Annotated in this window: 13 protein-coding genes and 1 pseudogene; 9 read left to right on the top strand and 5 right to left on the bottom strand. The window is 72.4% G+C overall.

What is annotated here, in order from left to right; translation table 11 throughout:
* Nucleotides 1–39 precede the first annotated feature (39 nt).
* The 4 genes and pseudogenes from ACFY4A_RS12780 to ACFY4A_RS12765 all read left to right on the top strand — a co-directional run bounded on the left by ACFY4A_RS12780 (nt 40) and on the right by ACFY4A_RS12765 (nt 4,389).
* Entirely contained in the window at nt 40–1,200 is a 1,161-nt protein-coding gene (locus tag ACFY4A_RS12780; protein WP_390829439.1) for a CaiB/BaiF CoA transferase family protein, read from the top strand.
* A gap of 21 nt (nt 1,201–1,221) precedes the next feature.
* A complete protein-coding gene (locus tag ACFY4A_RS12775) occupies nt 1,222–2,412 on the top strand; it encodes an acyl-CoA dehydrogenase family protein (protein ID WP_390829438.1) in 1,191 nt (396 codons plus the stop codon).
* 231 nt (nt 2,413–2,643) lie between these two features.
* Nucleotides 2,644–2,879 (top strand): annotated as a pseudogene (locus ACFY4A_RS12770) (urease accessory protein UreD); the annotation flags it as partial.
* Nucleotides 2,880–3,126: 247 nt separating this feature from the next.
* A complete protein-coding gene (locus ACFY4A_RS12765) occupies nt 3,127–4,389 on the top strand; it encodes a MalY/PatB family protein (RefSeq protein ID WP_390829437.1) in 1,263 nt (420 codons plus the stop codon).
* A 70-nt stretch (nt 4,390–4,459) separates the two neighbouring features.
* On the opposite strand, the gene ACFY4A_RS12760 is transcribed toward ACFY4A_RS12765, so the two are convergent.
* The 5 genes from ACFY4A_RS12760 to ACFY4A_RS12740 all read right to left on the bottom strand — a co-directional run bounded on the left by ACFY4A_RS12760 (nt 4,460) and on the right by ACFY4A_RS12740 (nt 9,318).
* The gene (locus ACFY4A_RS12760; RefSeq protein ID WP_390829436.1) at nt 4,460–4,654 is read right to left on the bottom strand and encodes a hypothetical protein; all 195 of its coding nucleotides are present in this window, start codon (nt 4,652–4,654) and stop codon (nt 4,460–4,462) included.
* A gap of 270 nt (nt 4,655–4,924) precedes the next feature.
* A complete protein-coding gene (locus ACFY4A_RS12755; protein ID WP_390829435.1) occupies nt 4,925–7,198 on the bottom strand; it encodes a heavy metal translocating P-type ATPase in 2,274 nt (757 codons plus the stop codon).
* 91 nt (nt 7,199–7,289) lie between these two features.
* The gene (locus ACFY4A_RS12750; RefSeq protein ID WP_390829434.1) at nt 7,290–7,562 is read right to left on the bottom strand and encodes a heavy-metal-associated domain-containing protein; all 273 of its coding nucleotides are present in this window, start codon (nt 7,560–7,562) and stop codon (nt 7,290–7,292) included.
* 248 nt (nt 7,563–7,810) lie between these two features.
* Nucleotides 7,811–8,176, bottom strand: coding sequence for a hypothetical protein (locus tag ACFY4A_RS12745; protein ID WP_390829433.1), 366 nt, complete (start codon nt 8,174–8,176; stop codon nt 7,811–7,813).
* A gap of 68 nt (nt 8,177–8,244) precedes the next feature.
* Nucleotides 8,245–9,318, bottom strand: a complete 1,074-nt coding sequence (locus ACFY4A_RS12740) for a PP2C family protein-serine/threonine phosphatase (RefSeq protein WP_390829432.1) — start codon at nt 9,316–9,318, stop codon at nt 8,245–8,247.
* A gap of 374 nt (nt 9,319–9,692) precedes the next feature.
* Between ACFY4A_RS12740 and ACFY4A_RS12735 the strand changes: the two genes are divergently transcribed.
* Genes ACFY4A_RS12735 through ACFY4A_RS12715 form a run of 5 tightly spaced genes read left to right on the top strand, consistent with a single transcriptional unit; the run spans nt 9,693 to nt 14,807 of the window.
* The gene (locus ACFY4A_RS12735; protein ID WP_390829431.1) at nt 9,693–11,276 is read left to right on the top strand and encodes an ABC transporter substrate-binding protein; all 1,584 of its coding nucleotides are present in this window, start codon (nt 9,693–9,695) and stop codon (nt 11,274–11,276) included.
* Between the two features lie 20 nt (nt 11,277–11,296).
* Entirely contained in the window at nt 11,297–12,265 is a 969-nt protein-coding gene (locus tag ACFY4A_RS12730; protein ID WP_390829575.1) for an ABC transporter permease, read from the top strand.
* Nucleotides 12,255–13,142 (top strand): ABC transporter permease, encoded by an 888-nt coding sequence (locus tag ACFY4A_RS12725; protein WP_390829430.1) that lies wholly within the window; start codon nt 12,255–12,257, stop codon nt 13,140–13,142. The genes ACFY4A_RS12730 and ACFY4A_RS12725 overlap by 11 nt, the downstream gene beginning before the upstream one ends.
* Nucleotides 13,139–14,158, top strand: a complete 1,020-nt coding sequence (locus ACFY4A_RS12720) for an ABC transporter ATP-binding protein (RefSeq protein WP_390829429.1) — start codon at nt 13,139–13,141, stop codon at nt 14,156–14,158. The genes ACFY4A_RS12725 and ACFY4A_RS12720 overlap by 4 nt, the downstream gene beginning before the upstream one ends.
* The gene (locus ACFY4A_RS12715; RefSeq protein WP_390829428.1) at nt 14,151–14,807 is read left to right on the top strand and encodes an ABC transporter ATP-binding protein; all 657 of its coding nucleotides are present in this window, start codon (nt 14,151–14,153) and stop codon (nt 14,805–14,807) included. The genes ACFY4A_RS12720 and ACFY4A_RS12715 overlap by 8 nt, the downstream gene beginning before the upstream one ends.
* Nucleotides 14,808–15,046: the final 239 nt, after the last annotated feature.

Here is a 15,046-nt window from a genome sequence, read left to right as displayed (position 1 = left end):
CCGTACGGTCGTCCCGTCCCGAGTGAACGGAGAAAGGTCATGCCCGTCGATCCGCCCGCGGCCCTGCCGCTGGACGGCCTGGTCGTCGCCGACTTCAGCCGCGTCCTGGCCGGCCCGCTGGCCTCGGTGGTGCTGGCGGACCTGGGGGCCACCGTCATCAAGGTGGAGCGCCCGGGCTCCGGCGACGACACCCGTGCCTGGGGTCCCCCGTGGGCCGGCAGTTCCAGCAGCTACTTCGAGTGCGCCAACCGCTCGAAACGGTCGGTGACCCTCGACCTGTCCGACTCCGAGGACCTCCGGCTGGCCAGGACACTGGCCGAGCGGGCCGACGTCCTGGTGGAGAACTTCAAGGACGGCACCCTCGCCGCACGAGGACTCGACTACGACTCCGTCCGCCGTACCAACCCGGGCGTCGTGTACTGCTCGGTGACCGGCTTCGGCCGCCACGGCGGCGCGGCGCTGGCGGGCTACGACTTCCTCGTCCAGGCGCTGGGCGGTCTGATGAGCATCACCGGCGACCCCGACGGCGACCCGCAGAAGGTCGGCGTGGCCCTGGTCGACGTACTGACCGCCAAGGACGCGACCATCGGCATCCTGGCGGCGCTGCGGGCCCGCGAGCACAGCGGGCAGGGCCAGCGGGTGGAGGTCAACCTCCTGTCCAGCCTGCTGGGTTCGCTGGCGAACCAGGCCTCGGCGTATCTGGCCACCGGTCGCGCCCCGGAGCGGATGGGCAACGCGCACCCGTCCATCGCGCCGTACGAGACGCTGCGCTGCGCGGACGGTCTGCTGGCCATGGCGTGCGGGAACGACGGGCAGTTCCGCCGGCTGGCCGAGGTGCTGGACGCGCCGGACCTGGCCGACGACGAACGCTTCGCGACCAATCCGGCCCGTGTGCGCAACCGCCACGCACTCGTCCGGGCACTCGAGGAACACCTCGCGCGCGACACGGTCGAGACCTGGATCGGGCGGTTCACCGCGGTCGGTGTTCCGGCCGGAAGGGTCGGCACCATCGCCGACGGCATCGCCCTGGCCGAGTCGCTCGGCCTCGAACCGACCGTCCGGGTCGGCCCCTCGTCGCCACCCCAGATCCGGCACCCCGTCACGTATTCGGCCACCCCGGTCACCGGGTACCGGCCGCCACCCCGTCTCGGCGAGCACAACGACGACGTACGCCGCTGGCTCACCGACCCGACCCACTGATCCGGCACAGGAGAAGACCGCATGAACGCACCGGCCAAGCTGCCCCCGCTCGACCCCCGCGACCCCGCCGGCCTGCACGACCTGCTCACCCCGGAGGAGAAGGCGGTGGCCGCCTCGGTGCGCCAGCTCTGCGGCCAGCGCATCGACCCCTTCGTGGCGGACTGGTTCGAGCAGGGCACCATTCCCGACATCCGCGGCCTGGCCAAGGAACTCGGCGCGCTGGGCGTGCTCGGCATGCACCTGGAGGGCTACGGCTGCGCCGGCATGTCGGCCACCGAGTACGGCGTGGCCTGCCTCGAACTTGAGGCCTCCGACTCGGGCGTCCGCTCGCTGGTCTCCGTGCAGGGCTCGCTGGCGATGTTCGCGATCTGGAAGTGGGGCACCGAGGAGCAGAAGCGGCACTGGCTGCCGTCCATGGCCGCCGGTGAGGCGATCGGCTGCTTCGGCCTCACCGAGCCCGACATCGGCTCCGACCCCGGCAGCATGCGCACCCGGGCGCGGCGCGACGGTGACGACTGGATCCTCGACGGCCGCAAGATGTGGATCACCAACGGCAGCGTGGCCGACGTGGCCGTGGTCTGGGCCCGGACCGACGAGGGGCTGCGCGGCTTCGTGGTGCCCACCGACACCCCGGGCTTCTCGGCCCCGGAGATCAAGCACAAGCTGTCCCTGCGTGCCTCGATCACCAGCGAGTTGGTCCTGGACGGGGTACGACTTCCCGCGGACGCCGTGTTCCCCGAGGTCCGCGGTCTGAAGGGCCCGCTCAGCTGCCTCAACGAGGCCCGCTACGGCATCGTCTGGGGAGCGATGGGCGCGGCCCGGTCGTCGCTGTACGCCGCCCAGTCCTACGCGATGGAGCGCACCCAGTTCGGCAAGCCGATCGGGGCGTTCCAGCTGACCCAGCAGAAGCTGGCCGACATGTACCTCGAGTACACCAAGGGCATGCTCCTGGCGCTGCACCTGGGACGGCGCAAGGACGCCGGCACGCTGCGGCCCGAGCAGGTGAGTCTGGGCAAGCTCAACAACGTCCGCGAGGCACTGGACATCTGCCGCACCGCCCGCACGGTCCTCGGGGCGAACGGCATCTCCCTGGAGTATCCCGTCATCCGGCACATGAACAACCTGGAGTCCGTGCTGACCTACGAGGGCACCGTCGAGATGCACACGCTCGTCGTCGGCCAGGCGGTCACGGGACAGGCGGCCTTCCGGTGAGCGCGGGCGCGGCGCGCCCGCACAGGAACGGGCGGCAGAAGAACGGGCGGTAGGAGAACCGCGGTGGGGCCGCCACCGCCAGGCGGCCCGCCGCGTCCAGCGGCGGGCTTTCCGCTGCTCCCCCCATGACCAAAATTCACCCGCTCTGCCCGAGGGACGGAACGTCCTCACCCGCGCTGACGTGCCCGAAGGCGTCCCCGAGATGGAACCGGCCGTCGCGGCCGGCCTCACCTGCTGATCGAGGACCTGGACCTGACGGAGCCGGACCTGCGCGAACTCCGGGCGTCCTGGGCCGCAACCGCGTCATCGGCTCGGTCACCTGCCTCGGCTCCAGTCCCCGGGGACCGCACCACCCGTACCGCATGGAGCCGGCGGGGCCGGGGGCGCAGGTACGGCCGCTGGACAGCGTGGCACCGGCGGTCGAGGCGGAGCCGGCGGCCGTCCGGGACAGCTGGCGGAGCCGCTGACACCGGCCGGCCCGCAGGGGCCGGCCCCACCGGCGGCCGGTCCGGCAGCCCGCGCCCGGCCGTACGGCCCGCCCGGTCGGCGGCCGGTCCGGCAGCCACCCGCGCGGTTCCGTGGTGACGGCGGTGGCAGGCGGTGGCCGGCACCCTCGGTGGCCTCCTGACCGGCCCGCGGGGACCGGGGTACCGTCCAGCGAGACGACCACACCGCACCGCCGAGGCCCGGTCCTCCGGGCGAGGGGAGCACCGCATGAGCGAATCCACCCACCAGGCATCCGCCGGCCACGGGGACGGCGGCCGCAGCGATCCGCTCGTCCAGCTGTCCCTGGAGCAGTTGCGGCGGCGCACCAGTTTGAAGTGGCGTGCGCACCCGGAGGACGTCCTGCCGCTGTGGGTGGCGGAGATGGACGTCCCCCTGGCACCCGCCGTCGCCGACGCCCTGCACCGGGCCGTCGCGCTGGGAGACACCGGATACCCCCACGGCACCGCCTATGCCGAGGCCCTCGCCGCCTTCGCCGCCACGCGATGGGGGTGGGACGGCCTGCGCGTGGAGAACACTGCGCTCGTGCCCGACGTGATGATGGGCATCGTCGAGATCCTCCGCCTCATCACCGGCCCCGGTGACGCGGTCGTCGTCTGCTCGCCCGTCTACCCCCCGTTCTACGCGTTCGTCACGCATGACGGCCGGGAGGTCGTCGAGGCCCGTCTGGGCCCCGACCTGCGAATCGACCTCGCCGCCCTCGAGGACGCCTTCATACGCGCGCGGCGCCACGGCCGCCGTGCGGCGTTCCTGATGAGCAACCCGCACAACCCGACCGGTGTCGTCCACACCCACGCGGAACTCGAGGCGGTCGCCGCGCTCGCCCGTAGACACGGTGTCCGGGTGGTCTCCGACGAGATCCACGCCCCGCTGGTGCTGCCCGGCGCCGTCTTCACGCCCTTTCTCAGCGTTCCCGGCTCGGAGAACGGTTTCGCCCTCTCCTCCGCGTCCAAGGCTTGGAACCTGGCCGGTCTCAAGGCCGCCGTGGCCATCGCCGGCACCGAAGCCGCGGACGACCTCCGACGGATGCCCGAAGAGGTCGGCCACGGCCCCAGCCATCTCGGCATCCTCGCCCACACGGCGGCGTTCCGGGACTCGGCCGACTGGCTCGACGAGCTGCTGCTCGGGCTCGACGCCAACCGGAGCCTGCTGGGCGAACTGGTGAAGGAACACCTCCCGGACGTGGGATACGTCCCGCCCCAGGGCACCTACCTCGCCTGGCTGGACTGCACCGGGCTGGGGCTGCACCACGACGGTCCCACCGACGGACCGGGCATCGTGAGCGACCTCGCCGGACCGGCGAAGCTGTTCCTGGACGAGGCTCGCGTCGCCCTCAGCTCGGGACACGTCTTCGGCAGCGGCGGCGCGGGATGCGTACGCCTCAACTTCGCGACCTCACCGACGATCCTGCGTCAAGCGCTCACGCGCATGGGCAGGGCGCTCGCCGACCTCGGGCGAGCACCCCGCCCCTGACCCGGTCCGGGGCGGGCGCCCACGGACGCGTCGAGCCGGCCGGCCGTGCGGGCCTCGACGCGTCCGGACGTCACGCCCCCGGACGCGTACCGGCCGGCTTCGCGTCCTCCTCTGGTCGCCGCTCCGGGGCGCGGCGCCCGTCCGGGCGGTCCATCTCGCGCCATTCCGGCCTCAGTCCGGTCAGGTTCGTGGTGAGGAAGTACGCGGCCCCGCCGACGAACAGCACCGGCACGAGTCCGGAATCGCGGACGCCCGGCAGCCGCATTGACGCGGCGGCGCCCCCGAAGGCTCCGTCCGGCCGATGTGCGTGGCCAGGGCCTGGAGCAGCGCCACGGCAGCCATGCGCGTCAGAGGATGCGCAACTCCCTTGCGGAGCAGGGCCCAAGAGGCCGATGAGGCAGACGGAACGGGCGGATGCGTCATCACCGGATCCTTTCGATCGAGGAGGAGTGAGCCGAGGGCGCCCGCCGCCCCCGGAGGAACGGCGGACGCCCTGCAGCGATGCCTGCGCACCGCTCACGGCTCCCTGCGGAGGTCAGTGGTCGATGGCCCGGAAGCGGCGCAGGCGCAGGCTGTTGCCAACCACGAAGACCGAGGAGAAGGCCATCGCGGCGCCCGCGATCATCGGGTTGAGCAGTCCGGCCGCGGCCAGCGGAAGCGCGGCGACGTTGTAGGCGAAGGCCCAGAAGAGGTTGGAGCGGATGGTGCCCAGCGTCCTGCGGGCGAGCCGGATGGCGTCGGCCGCGACACGGAGGTCCCCGCGGACCAGGGTCAGGTCGCCGGCCTCGATCGCGGCGTCCGTGCCGGTCCCCATCGCCAGCCCCAGATCGGCCTGGGCGAGCGCCGCCGCGTCGTTGACGCCGTCGCCGACCATGGCGACCGAACGCCCCTCGCTCTGAAGGCGCTTGATGACGTCGACCTTGTCCTGTGGCAGGACCTCGGCGATGACGTGCTCGGGTGCGATGCCCGTCTCGGCCGCGACGGCCTCGGCGACGGCCCGGTTGTCGCCGGTCAGCAGCACGGGGGTCAGGCCGAGGGCACGCAGCCGGCGGATGGCCTCGGGGCTGGTCTCCTTGACGGCGTCGGCGACTTCGAGCATGGCACGGGCCTCGCCGTCCCAGGCGACCGCGATGGCAGTACGACCGGCCGCCTCGGCGGCCTCCTTGGTGCGCCGCAGGTCGTCGGGCAGGGACATCGCCCACTCGGCCAGCAGCTGCTCGCGCCCGACGAGGACGGCGCGCCCCTCGACGACTCCCTGGACACCGAGTCCGGGGACGTTGGCGAAGTCCTCCGGGACCGGCAGGGTGCCCACGCGGTCCGTGGCTCCGGTGGCGACGGCCTGGGCGATGGGGTGCTCGGAGGCGTGCTCCAGGGCACCGGCGAGCCGCAGGACGTCAGTCTCGTCGGTGCCGTCGGCCGGGTACACGGCCAGCAGGGTCATCCGACCGGTGGTGACGGTGCCGGTCTTGTCCAGGACGACGGTGTCGACCTTGCGTGTGCTCTCCAGAACCTCGGGACCCTTGATGAGGATGCCGAGCTGGGCGCCGCGCCCGGTGCCGACCATCAGGGCGGTCGGTGTGGCGAGTCCCAGGGCGCACGGGCAGGCGATGATCAGGACGGCGACCGCGGCGGTGAAGGCGGCGGTCAGTCCCGCGCCGTCGACGAGCCAGAAGCCGAGCGTGGCCAGGGCCAGCGCGATGACGACGGGGACGAAGACTCCGGAGATCCTGTCGGCGAGCCGCTGGGCGGCGGCCTTGCCGTTCTGGGCGTCCTCCACCAGCTTGGCCATCCGGGCGAGTTGGGTGTCGGAGCCGACCCGGGTGGCCTCGACGACCAGCCGTCCGCCCGCGTTCAGGGTGGCGCCCGTGACGGCGTCCCCGACGGTGACCTCGACCGGGACGGACTCGCCGGTGAGCATCGAGGCGTCCACGGCGGAGGTGCCCTCGACGACGGTGCCGTCGGTGGCGATCTTCTCGCCGGGGCGGACCAGGAAGCGGTCGCCGACCTTCAACTCCGCTACGGGTACGCGTTCTTCGCGCTCGCCGCGCAGAACGGTGACCTCCTTCGCCCCCATCTCCAGCAGGGCCCTGAGCGCCGCGCCGGCCTTGCGCTTGGACCGGGCCTCGAAGTAGCGGCCGGCGAGGATGAACGCGGTCACGCCGGCCGCGGCCTCCAGGTAGATGTTCCCGGCGCCGTCACTGCGGGCGATCGTCAGCTCGAAGGGGTGGGTCATGCCGGGCATGCCGGCGGTGCCGAAGAACAGCGCCCACACCGACCACAGGAACGCGGCCGAGGTGCCGACGGAGATCAGTGTGTCCATGGTGGCCGCGCCATGCCGGGCGTTGGTCCAGGCGGCCTTGTGGAACGGCCAGGCGGCGTACGTCACCACGGGGGCCGCCAGGGTCAGGGACAGCCACTGCCAGTACTCGAACTGGAGGGGCGGGATCATCGCCATCGCGATGACCGGCACGGCGAGCACGACCGCGGTGGTCAACCGCTGCCGAAGCGGCTGAAGTTCGTCCGGGCCCTCCCCTGCCGAGCCTGTCGGACGGTCGGCCTGCTCCGGCTCGGCACGGACGGGCTCGGGTTCGCGCGCGGTGTAACCGGTGGCCTCGACCGTGGCGATCAGGTCGGCCACGGCGACGTCGTCGCGGAAGGTGACTTTCGCCTTCTCGGTGGCGTAGTTGACGGTCGCCTCGACACCGTCCATGCGGTTGAGCTTCTTCTCGATGCGGGCGGCGCACGAGGCGCAGGTCATGCCGCCGATGGCGAGTTCTACCTCGGCGGCACCGGACGTGGTGGTGGTCATGTCTGTTCCTCGCAGCTCACGATCACGGCGGGTGTGGATGGCGGGAAGGGCGGGGGTCGGGGCCGGGACACCCCCGCCCGGTGACGTACGGTCAGGTGTCGAGGCGGCCGGCGTAGTCGTAGCCGGCCTCGTCCACGGTCTCGGCGAGCAGCGACTCGAACGCCGCGCCGGGAGCGGCGGCGGTCGTCACCGTGACGAGCCCCGTGCCGATCTCGACGTCCACGGCGATGACGTCGTCGAGCGCGCCCACGGCCTTGGCGACGACGCCCTGGCAGTGGGCGCTGCCGACACCGTCCACCTTGTAGACGGTCTTGATCCGGGCGTCGGTGTGGCAGCTTCCCTCGGGCGTGCAGCAGCCGGACATCGATTCCTCCTCATCTCATTAATACCCCTGGGGGGTACCGGACAACGGGTACATGTATACCCCCCACCCGTATTCGACGCAAGGGCTCGTCCCGCCAGGCACATACCCCTAGTGGGTATCTGACGTGCATGGAGCCGTCCGCGAACTGCAAAGCCGCAAGCCCGGCGACAGGGCAGGGTGAGGGAGGATGAGACAAAGCACATGGCGCGGACCCTCGGACGACCAGGGCCAGGCGCCGCGCCACCTACTCAGTGCGCGGCACGACCGCCCAGAAGGTCGGCGATCTGTGAGCGGACGACTTCCCACGCGGCGGCGGGCAGATCGCCGAGAGCCGTCCCGCGCAACCCGCTCAGGACCTCTTCCACGTCGGTGGCGCGCAGGGCACTTCCGCTGAGCACGTCGTAGCCGTCGCGGACGGCGACCCGCAGACGATCGCCGTCGTCGTCGGCATGCACCGCCGAGGCGACCACGAGGGGCGGCGGTCCGCCCGCCTCGCCGTCCAGTTTGCGGTAGGCGCAGGCGATCGGCTCGCGCCAACGGAGGCCGAGCAGGACGGGCCGCTTGGCCACCACTTCGGACAGACCTGCCTCACGGACGCCTTCGGGCTCCAGCACCGCCGCCCGGGCGTCCAGCTCCAGTTCCTGCGCGACGCCCTCGGAGCGGCTGAGGCCCCCGGGACCGCCTAGGTCCGGCCGGCGCGGGTGAGGAGCAGGGCCACGTCGTCGGGTTCGTCGGGGCTGCGCAGGGCGTCCAGCAGATGGTCGCAGGTCTCTTCCAGCGGGCCCGGCGGCCTCGCGAGAAGCCCCAGCAGCGTGGCCAGTTGCGCGTCGAGTGAGTGGCTGCGGGTCTCGACCAGGCCGTCGGTGTAGAGCAGCAGCCCGTCCCCGGGTTCGATCCGCAGCCGGGTGGTCTCGAAGGGGACGCTTCCCACGCCGAGGGGTGCTCCGGTCGGGAGATCGAGCAACCGCGGGGCACCTCCGGCGGGGATCAGCACCGGCGGCAGATGGCCGGCCACGGCGACGTGGCAACAGGCGCGCCGCGGGTCGTACACGGCATACGTGCAGGTGGCGAACCGTTGCTCCAGCTCGCCGGTGATGCGGTCGAGGTGCCACAGGACCGCGGCGGGGTCGAGGTCCAGCGCGGCGAGGGTACGGGTCGCCGTACGCAGCTGCCCCATGGCGGCGGCGGCGCCGCTGCCGCTGCCCATGACGTCGCCGATGACGAGGGCGGTCCTGTCGTCGGACAGCGCGATCGCGTCGTACCAGTCGCCGCCGATCCCGCAGATGGTCGAAGCGGGCTGGTAGCGGCAGGCGATGTCCAGGCCCGGTCGCTGCGACGGTTTCCGGGGCAGGAGGCTGCGCTGGAAGTTCTCGGCGGCCCGGCGCTGGTTCTGGTACCAGCGGGCGTGGTCGATGCTGACGGCCGCGCGGGAGGCCAGGTCGAGGGCCAGGGTGGCGTCGTCTTCGCCGAACGGCAGTGGATTGCGGCCCCTGGCGAGGCCCAGGTCTGCTGGGCCTGCGGGCTCCAGAAGACCACGCGCCCCCGCGCGTCCAGCACCACCGCCGACACGCTCAGCGAGTCCAGCAGGCCACCGGACGGGGCCACGGTCTCGTGCCCGGCGCTTCCCATGAAGGCTTCGGCAGGCTCCACCGTCGACGCCTCCTCTCGCCTCGCCCCCACGCTCCCGGCCGAGACCGCTGTCCACCACCATGGTCTCGCGCCGCGGCCCGGTCGGCAGGTCCGCCGCGGTGCCCACTGCGGCGGACGGCGACCGGGCGCGGGGCCGGGGCCACAGTGGCCCACGGCTGAGACGGGCGTCTCACGGGCCACTGCCCACACGTGGCCGCCCCGCCGGCGACTCACCGCCCGCCGAGCCCGATGCCGGTGGCGGACGTCCGGGGGCCGATCGCCGCCGGAATGTCCTGCACGCCGGACGCTCGCCGGACGCGCCCGTGATCATGACAGCCGCCACACCTCGCGCCCACGCGCTTCCGCGCCCACGATGCCCACGAAACTCCTGATCAGCCGGACAGTCCGGACGAACTCACGCATCCGACCGCCGGATGACCGGAGGGTCTATTGCGACTACTATGCAAAAGCATTTGACCAGCATTAAGGATGTGAGGGTTCATGACCGTCCGACGGATACGGGCAGCCGCAGCGGTGGCGACACTCGTGGGAGCCGCCGCCTGCTCGGCCCCGGGTGGCGGTGCGGGCAGCGGGAGTGCCGCCGACTCCGTCGTGATCGGCGTGGCCTCGGAGCCGGACACTCTCAGTCCGCTTCTCGGCTACGGCAAGGACGGGAATTCCAAGATCTTCGACGGTCTGCTCGCCCGGGACGCCGACATGAAGCTGAGGCCGGCGCTGGCCAGTTCACTGCCCGAGGTCGGCAACGGCGGGCTTACCTACACCTACGCCCTGCGCGACGGCGTGAAGTTCAGCGACGGCGAGCCGCTGACCTCCGCCGATGTGGTCTTCACCTACCGGACGATTCTCGACGGGAAGACCAACAACACCGCCCGCAGCGAACTGGACGCCATCAAGGAGGTTCGGGTCGACGGCGACGACAAGGTCGTCTTCACACTCAAGTACCCCTACGCGCCGTTCGCCGGGCGCACGGTCCTGCCCATCGTCCCCCAGCACATCGCCGGGCAGCAGAACCCCAACACCGGCTCCTTCAACACCAAGCCGGTCGGCACCGGACCGTACGTCCTCACCGGCTGGAGCAAGGGCGAGAAGCTCACCTTCGAGGCCAACCCCGGTTACTGGGGCGGCGAGCCGAAGGTGAAGAAGGTGACGATGGCGATCGTCAAGGACGACGACGTGCGCGCCACCCGGCTGCGCTCGGGCGACCTCGACGGCGCGGTCCTGCCGCCCAACCTGGCGGCCACGTTCAACGGCGACAGGGCGAGGACGACGTACGAGGCGAAGTCCTACGACTTCCGGGCCGTCACCCTCCCCCAGCAGAACAAGGTCACCGGTGACCGTGCGATCCGCCGGGCGCTGGACGCCGCCGTGGACCGCGAGGCCATGGTCGACAAGATCCTCGACGGGGCAGGGCGTCCGGCCTACGGACCGCTGCCGAGCGACGACCCCTGGTTCGCCAAGGGCATCGAGCGGCCGCAGGACCTGGCGAAGGCCGAGCGGACGCTGGACCAGGCGGGTTGGAAGGCCGGCGACGGCGGCATCCGCGCCAGGCACGGGCTGCGGGCCTCCTTCACGCTCCTCTACCCCTCCGGCGACAAGGTCCGCCAGGACCACGCCCTCGCCTACGCCTCCGACGCCAAGAAGGCGGGCATCGAGGTGAAGGTGGAGAGCGCCACCTGGGAGGTGATCGAGCCACGGATGAAGAACGACGCCGTCCTCGCCGGACTCGACAGCAGCGGCGACCCCGACTTCGGCCTGTTCACCCTGCTGCACTCCTCCCTGGCCGGCGACGGCTTCAACAACATGGGCCGCTTCGCCGACCCGGCCGTGGACAAGGCCCTCGACACCGGCCGACGCAGCCAGGACACCGACACCCGCAGGACCGCGTACGACACGGTGCAGCGCGAGCTCGTGAAGGACCCCGGCTACACCTTCCTCACCCACATCGACCACCTCTACGTGCTGGCCGACCGCTGGGACGGCCTGACCACGCAGGTCGAGCCGCACGAGCACGGCTTCGCCAGCGGCCCGTGGTGGAACCTCCAGGACTGGCAGCCGAAGAAGTGACCTCACCGCTCTGGGCGGCGATGGCGCGTCTGGTGGGACGTCGGCTGCTGTTCGCCGCGCCCGTCCTCCTCGTGGTCACCTTCGGGGTGTTCGCGATCGCCGCCGCCTCACCCTTCGACCCGGTCAAGGCGTACGCGGGTACGGCAGCCCTCCGTGCCGACGAGCAGACCCTCGACCGGCTGCGCGCCAATCTGGGAGTGGACCAGCCGTTCACCTCGCGCTGGTGGCACTGGCTGACCTCCGCCCTCTCCGGCGACCTCGGCGAGTCGAGCGTGATGCGGCAGCCGGTCACCCAGGTCATCGGCGAGCGTCTTGTGTGGTCCGCCCTGCTGTGCGCGGTCGCCTTCGCGGCGGCCGTGCTGGCAGGCACCGTGCTCGGAGTCCTCGCCGCCCGCCGGCCGGGATCCCTGCTCGACCGGGTCGTCACGTCACTCGCCTACTCGTTGGAGGCGGCGCCGGTCTTCTGGCTCGCCCTGCTGGCGATCTGGCTGTTCGCCCTCCAACTGGGGCTGCTCCCGGCCGGCGGTCTCACCGACACCGCAAGCGAACAGGTCACGGCAGGGCAGGTCGTGAGCCATCTCGTGCTGCCGGCCGGGGTGCTCGCCGTCTCCCAACTGCCGTGGTTCACCCTCTACGTGCGCCAAGGCGTCGGCGACGCGCTGGCGGAGGACCCCGTACGCGGCGCCCGGGCCCGCGGGTTGAACGAACGCACCGTTCTGCTCGGCCACGCGCTTCGCTCCGGCCTGCTGCCGGTGCTCACCCTGGTCGGCTCCCGCGTGCCCGAACTCATCACCGGCGCCCTGCTGGTGGAGAGCGTCTTCAGCTGGCCGGGCATCGCCGCGGCCACCGTGGAGGCGGCCACCGCCGTCGACTTCCCGCTGCTCGCCGCGCTGACCACGCTGGCCACGGCCGCCGTCCTGGTCGGCAACGCGCTCGCGGACCTGCTCTACGGACTCTTCGACCCGAGGGTGAAGTTCAGTGACATGTGACGCCCCCGCCTCCCGGGAGACCGTCTGGCGGTCGTACGGCACGAAGCGCCGCTCCACCCGGACGCTGCGGGTGCGCGGCTCCGCCGTGCTGGTCGCGGCGACCGTCCTCGCCGTCCTCGTCGTGCCACCGCTGGTCCGACTCGACCAGCAGGCCGTCGACCTGGCCGCCAAGCTGCTGCCGCCGAGCCGGGCCCACCCCTTCGGCACCGACGACCTCGGCCGGGACCTGCTGCTGCGCTGCGTCTACGGGCTGCGCGTCTCCCTGCTCGTGGGAGTGGCGGCGGCGGTGACGGCCACCGTCGTCGGTACCGCCGTCGGGGCCACCGCCGGTGCGCTGGGCGGCTGGGTCGACCGCGGGATCATGCGGGTCGTGGACACGGTCTCCTCCGTACCCCACCTGCTGCTCGGCATCTTCATCGTCGCCATGTTCCGGCCGGGTGTCGGGCCGGTCATCGTCTCGGTCGCGCTCACCCACTGGCTGTCGACCGCCCGGATCGTCCGCGCCGAAGTCCTCTCCCTGCGCTCGCGCCCGTTCGTCGACGCCGCCGTCTCCGGCGGTGCGTCCAGGTGGCGGGTGGCCGTACGGCATCTGCTGCCCGCCGTCCTGCCCCAGGCCGCGCTCGCCGCGGTGCTGATGGTGCCGCACGCCATGTGGCACGAATCGGCGCTGTCCTTCCTCGGGCTCGGGCTGCCCACGCACACGGCGAGCCTGGGCACCCTCATCCAGGGTGCGCGGGGCTCACTGCTGGCCGGACAGTGGTGGCCGACCCTCTTCCCCGGCCTGTTCGTCATCGTCCCGACCCTCGCCATCGCCGGACTCGCCGGAGCCTGGCGGGAGCGGATCAACCCCCGCCGCCGATCGGAGCTGATGCTGTGACCGAGCGATCGCCCGTGCTGTCGGTACGCGGACTGTCGGTGCGCTTCCTCATGCCCGGCGGGCGCCGCGTCGCCGCCGTCACCGACGCGCACTTCGACGTCGCGGCCGGCGAGTGCCTGGCCCTGATCGGCGAGAGCGGCTGCGGCAAGTCCGTCCTCGCCTCCGCCCTGCTGGGTCTGCTTCCCGGCAACGCCGAGGCAGCCGGGAGGGCGATACTCGGCGGCCTCGACCTGCTCTCGGCCGGTGAACGGTCCCTCGCCCGGACGGTACGGGGCCGGCTGGTCGGGCTCATACCGCAGAGCCCGGCCGCCCATCTCACCCCGGTGCGCACCATCCGCTCCCAGTTGGAGGAGACGGTCGGCGCGCTGACCGGCGTCCGCGGCCGCTCGGGCGTGCGCTCTGCCGCGCGGGCGGCCGCCGAACGCGCCGCGTTCCCCCCGGATCACCTGGACCGCCACCCGCACGAGCTGTCCGGCGGCCTGGCCCAGCGCGCCGCCACCGCCCTGGCCCTCGTCGGTGACGCGCCTCTGCTGCTCGCCGACGAACCGACCACCGGCCTCGACCGTGATCTGGTGGACCACACGGTCGACGAACTGCGACGCCACATCGACCACCCGGGCGAGTCGGACACGGCGGGGCGTGGCCTGCTGATGATCACGCACGATCTGGCGGCAGCCGAACGGATCGCCGACCGGATCGCCATCATGTACGCGGGCCGGATCGTCGAACTGGCCGACGCGGCGGTGTTCTTCGGCTCGCGCGGCCCCCGCCACCCCTACAGCCGGGGCCTGCTCCAGGCCCTCCCCGACCGGGACTTCACCCCCATCCCCGGCCTGCCACCCGAACTCGGCGGCCTCCCCGACGGCTGTGCCTTCGCCGCCCGCTGCGACCGGGCCGACGACGCCTGCGGCGTACTGCCCCCGACGGCCGGCGGGGTCGCCTGCCACCACCCCCACCCCGCCTCGCTGACCCGCGGGGAAGCATCCCAGAGAGCGTCGGAGGACGTCCGTGCTTGAACTGCGCGCCATCACCGCGGGCTACGACCGGCGGAATCCGGTGGTACGGGACGTCTCACTGACCGTCGCACCCGGTGAGGCGGTCGGCCTGCTCGGCCCCAGTGGCTGCGGCAAGTCCACGCTGGCCCGAGTCGCGGCCCTGCTGCACCGCCCCGACTCCGGCACCGTGCTGCTGGACGGCGAGCCCGTACGACGGTGGCGCCACCGTGCCCCGCGCCCGCTGCGCACCGCCTTCGGCGTGGTCTTCCAGCAACCCCGCCTCTCCGCGGACCCCCGCCTGACACTCACCGACCTGATCGCCGAACCCCTGCGGGCCACCGGTCGGCGCGACGAGGTACAGGAGCGGGTCACCGAGCTCGCCGGGAGGGTCGGCCTGACCCCCGACCTGCTCGGCAGACGCCCGCACGAGGTCAGCGACGGCCAACTCCAACGCGCCTGCCTGGCCCGTGCCCTCGTCCTACGACCTCGCCGGCTGATCTGCGACGAGATGACCGCGATGCTCGACGCCTCCACGACGGCCGCCCTGGTCGCGGTCGTCGAGGACTACCGCGCCACCACGGGCGCGGCCCTCCTCGCCGTCGGCCACGACCGCACCCTGCTGCACCGCTGGTGCGACCGCACCGTCCACTGGGACACGCTCGCTCTGTGATCGGGACACTGATCGGAGCAGTCAGGGGGTGCCGTTCCGGTCGATCAACTCGCTGAAGCGTGTAGGCCAGTTCCCCGACCGACTGCTCCCGCAGCAGGTGGTGGGCCGGAACGGGCCTCCTGCCCCAGGGTGAGGTCCTTCGGTTTGGGGTGAGCCAGTCCACCGTCCACGGACCCCGATCGTCGCGGACGCCCAACACACCGGCAAAAGCCGCTCCTTCTCCTCCCACCCGCTCCCCA

Origin of the sequence: Streptomyces sp. NPDC001292 (assembly GCF_042896465.1) — a bacterium.
In the GTDB taxonomy this organism is placed as follows: Bacteria; Actinomycetota; Actinomycetes; order Streptomycetales; family Streptomycetaceae; genus Streptomyces.
Note: the sequence above shows the minus strand (reverse complement) of the source record. Positions and strands in the feature narration are given on the sequence as shown.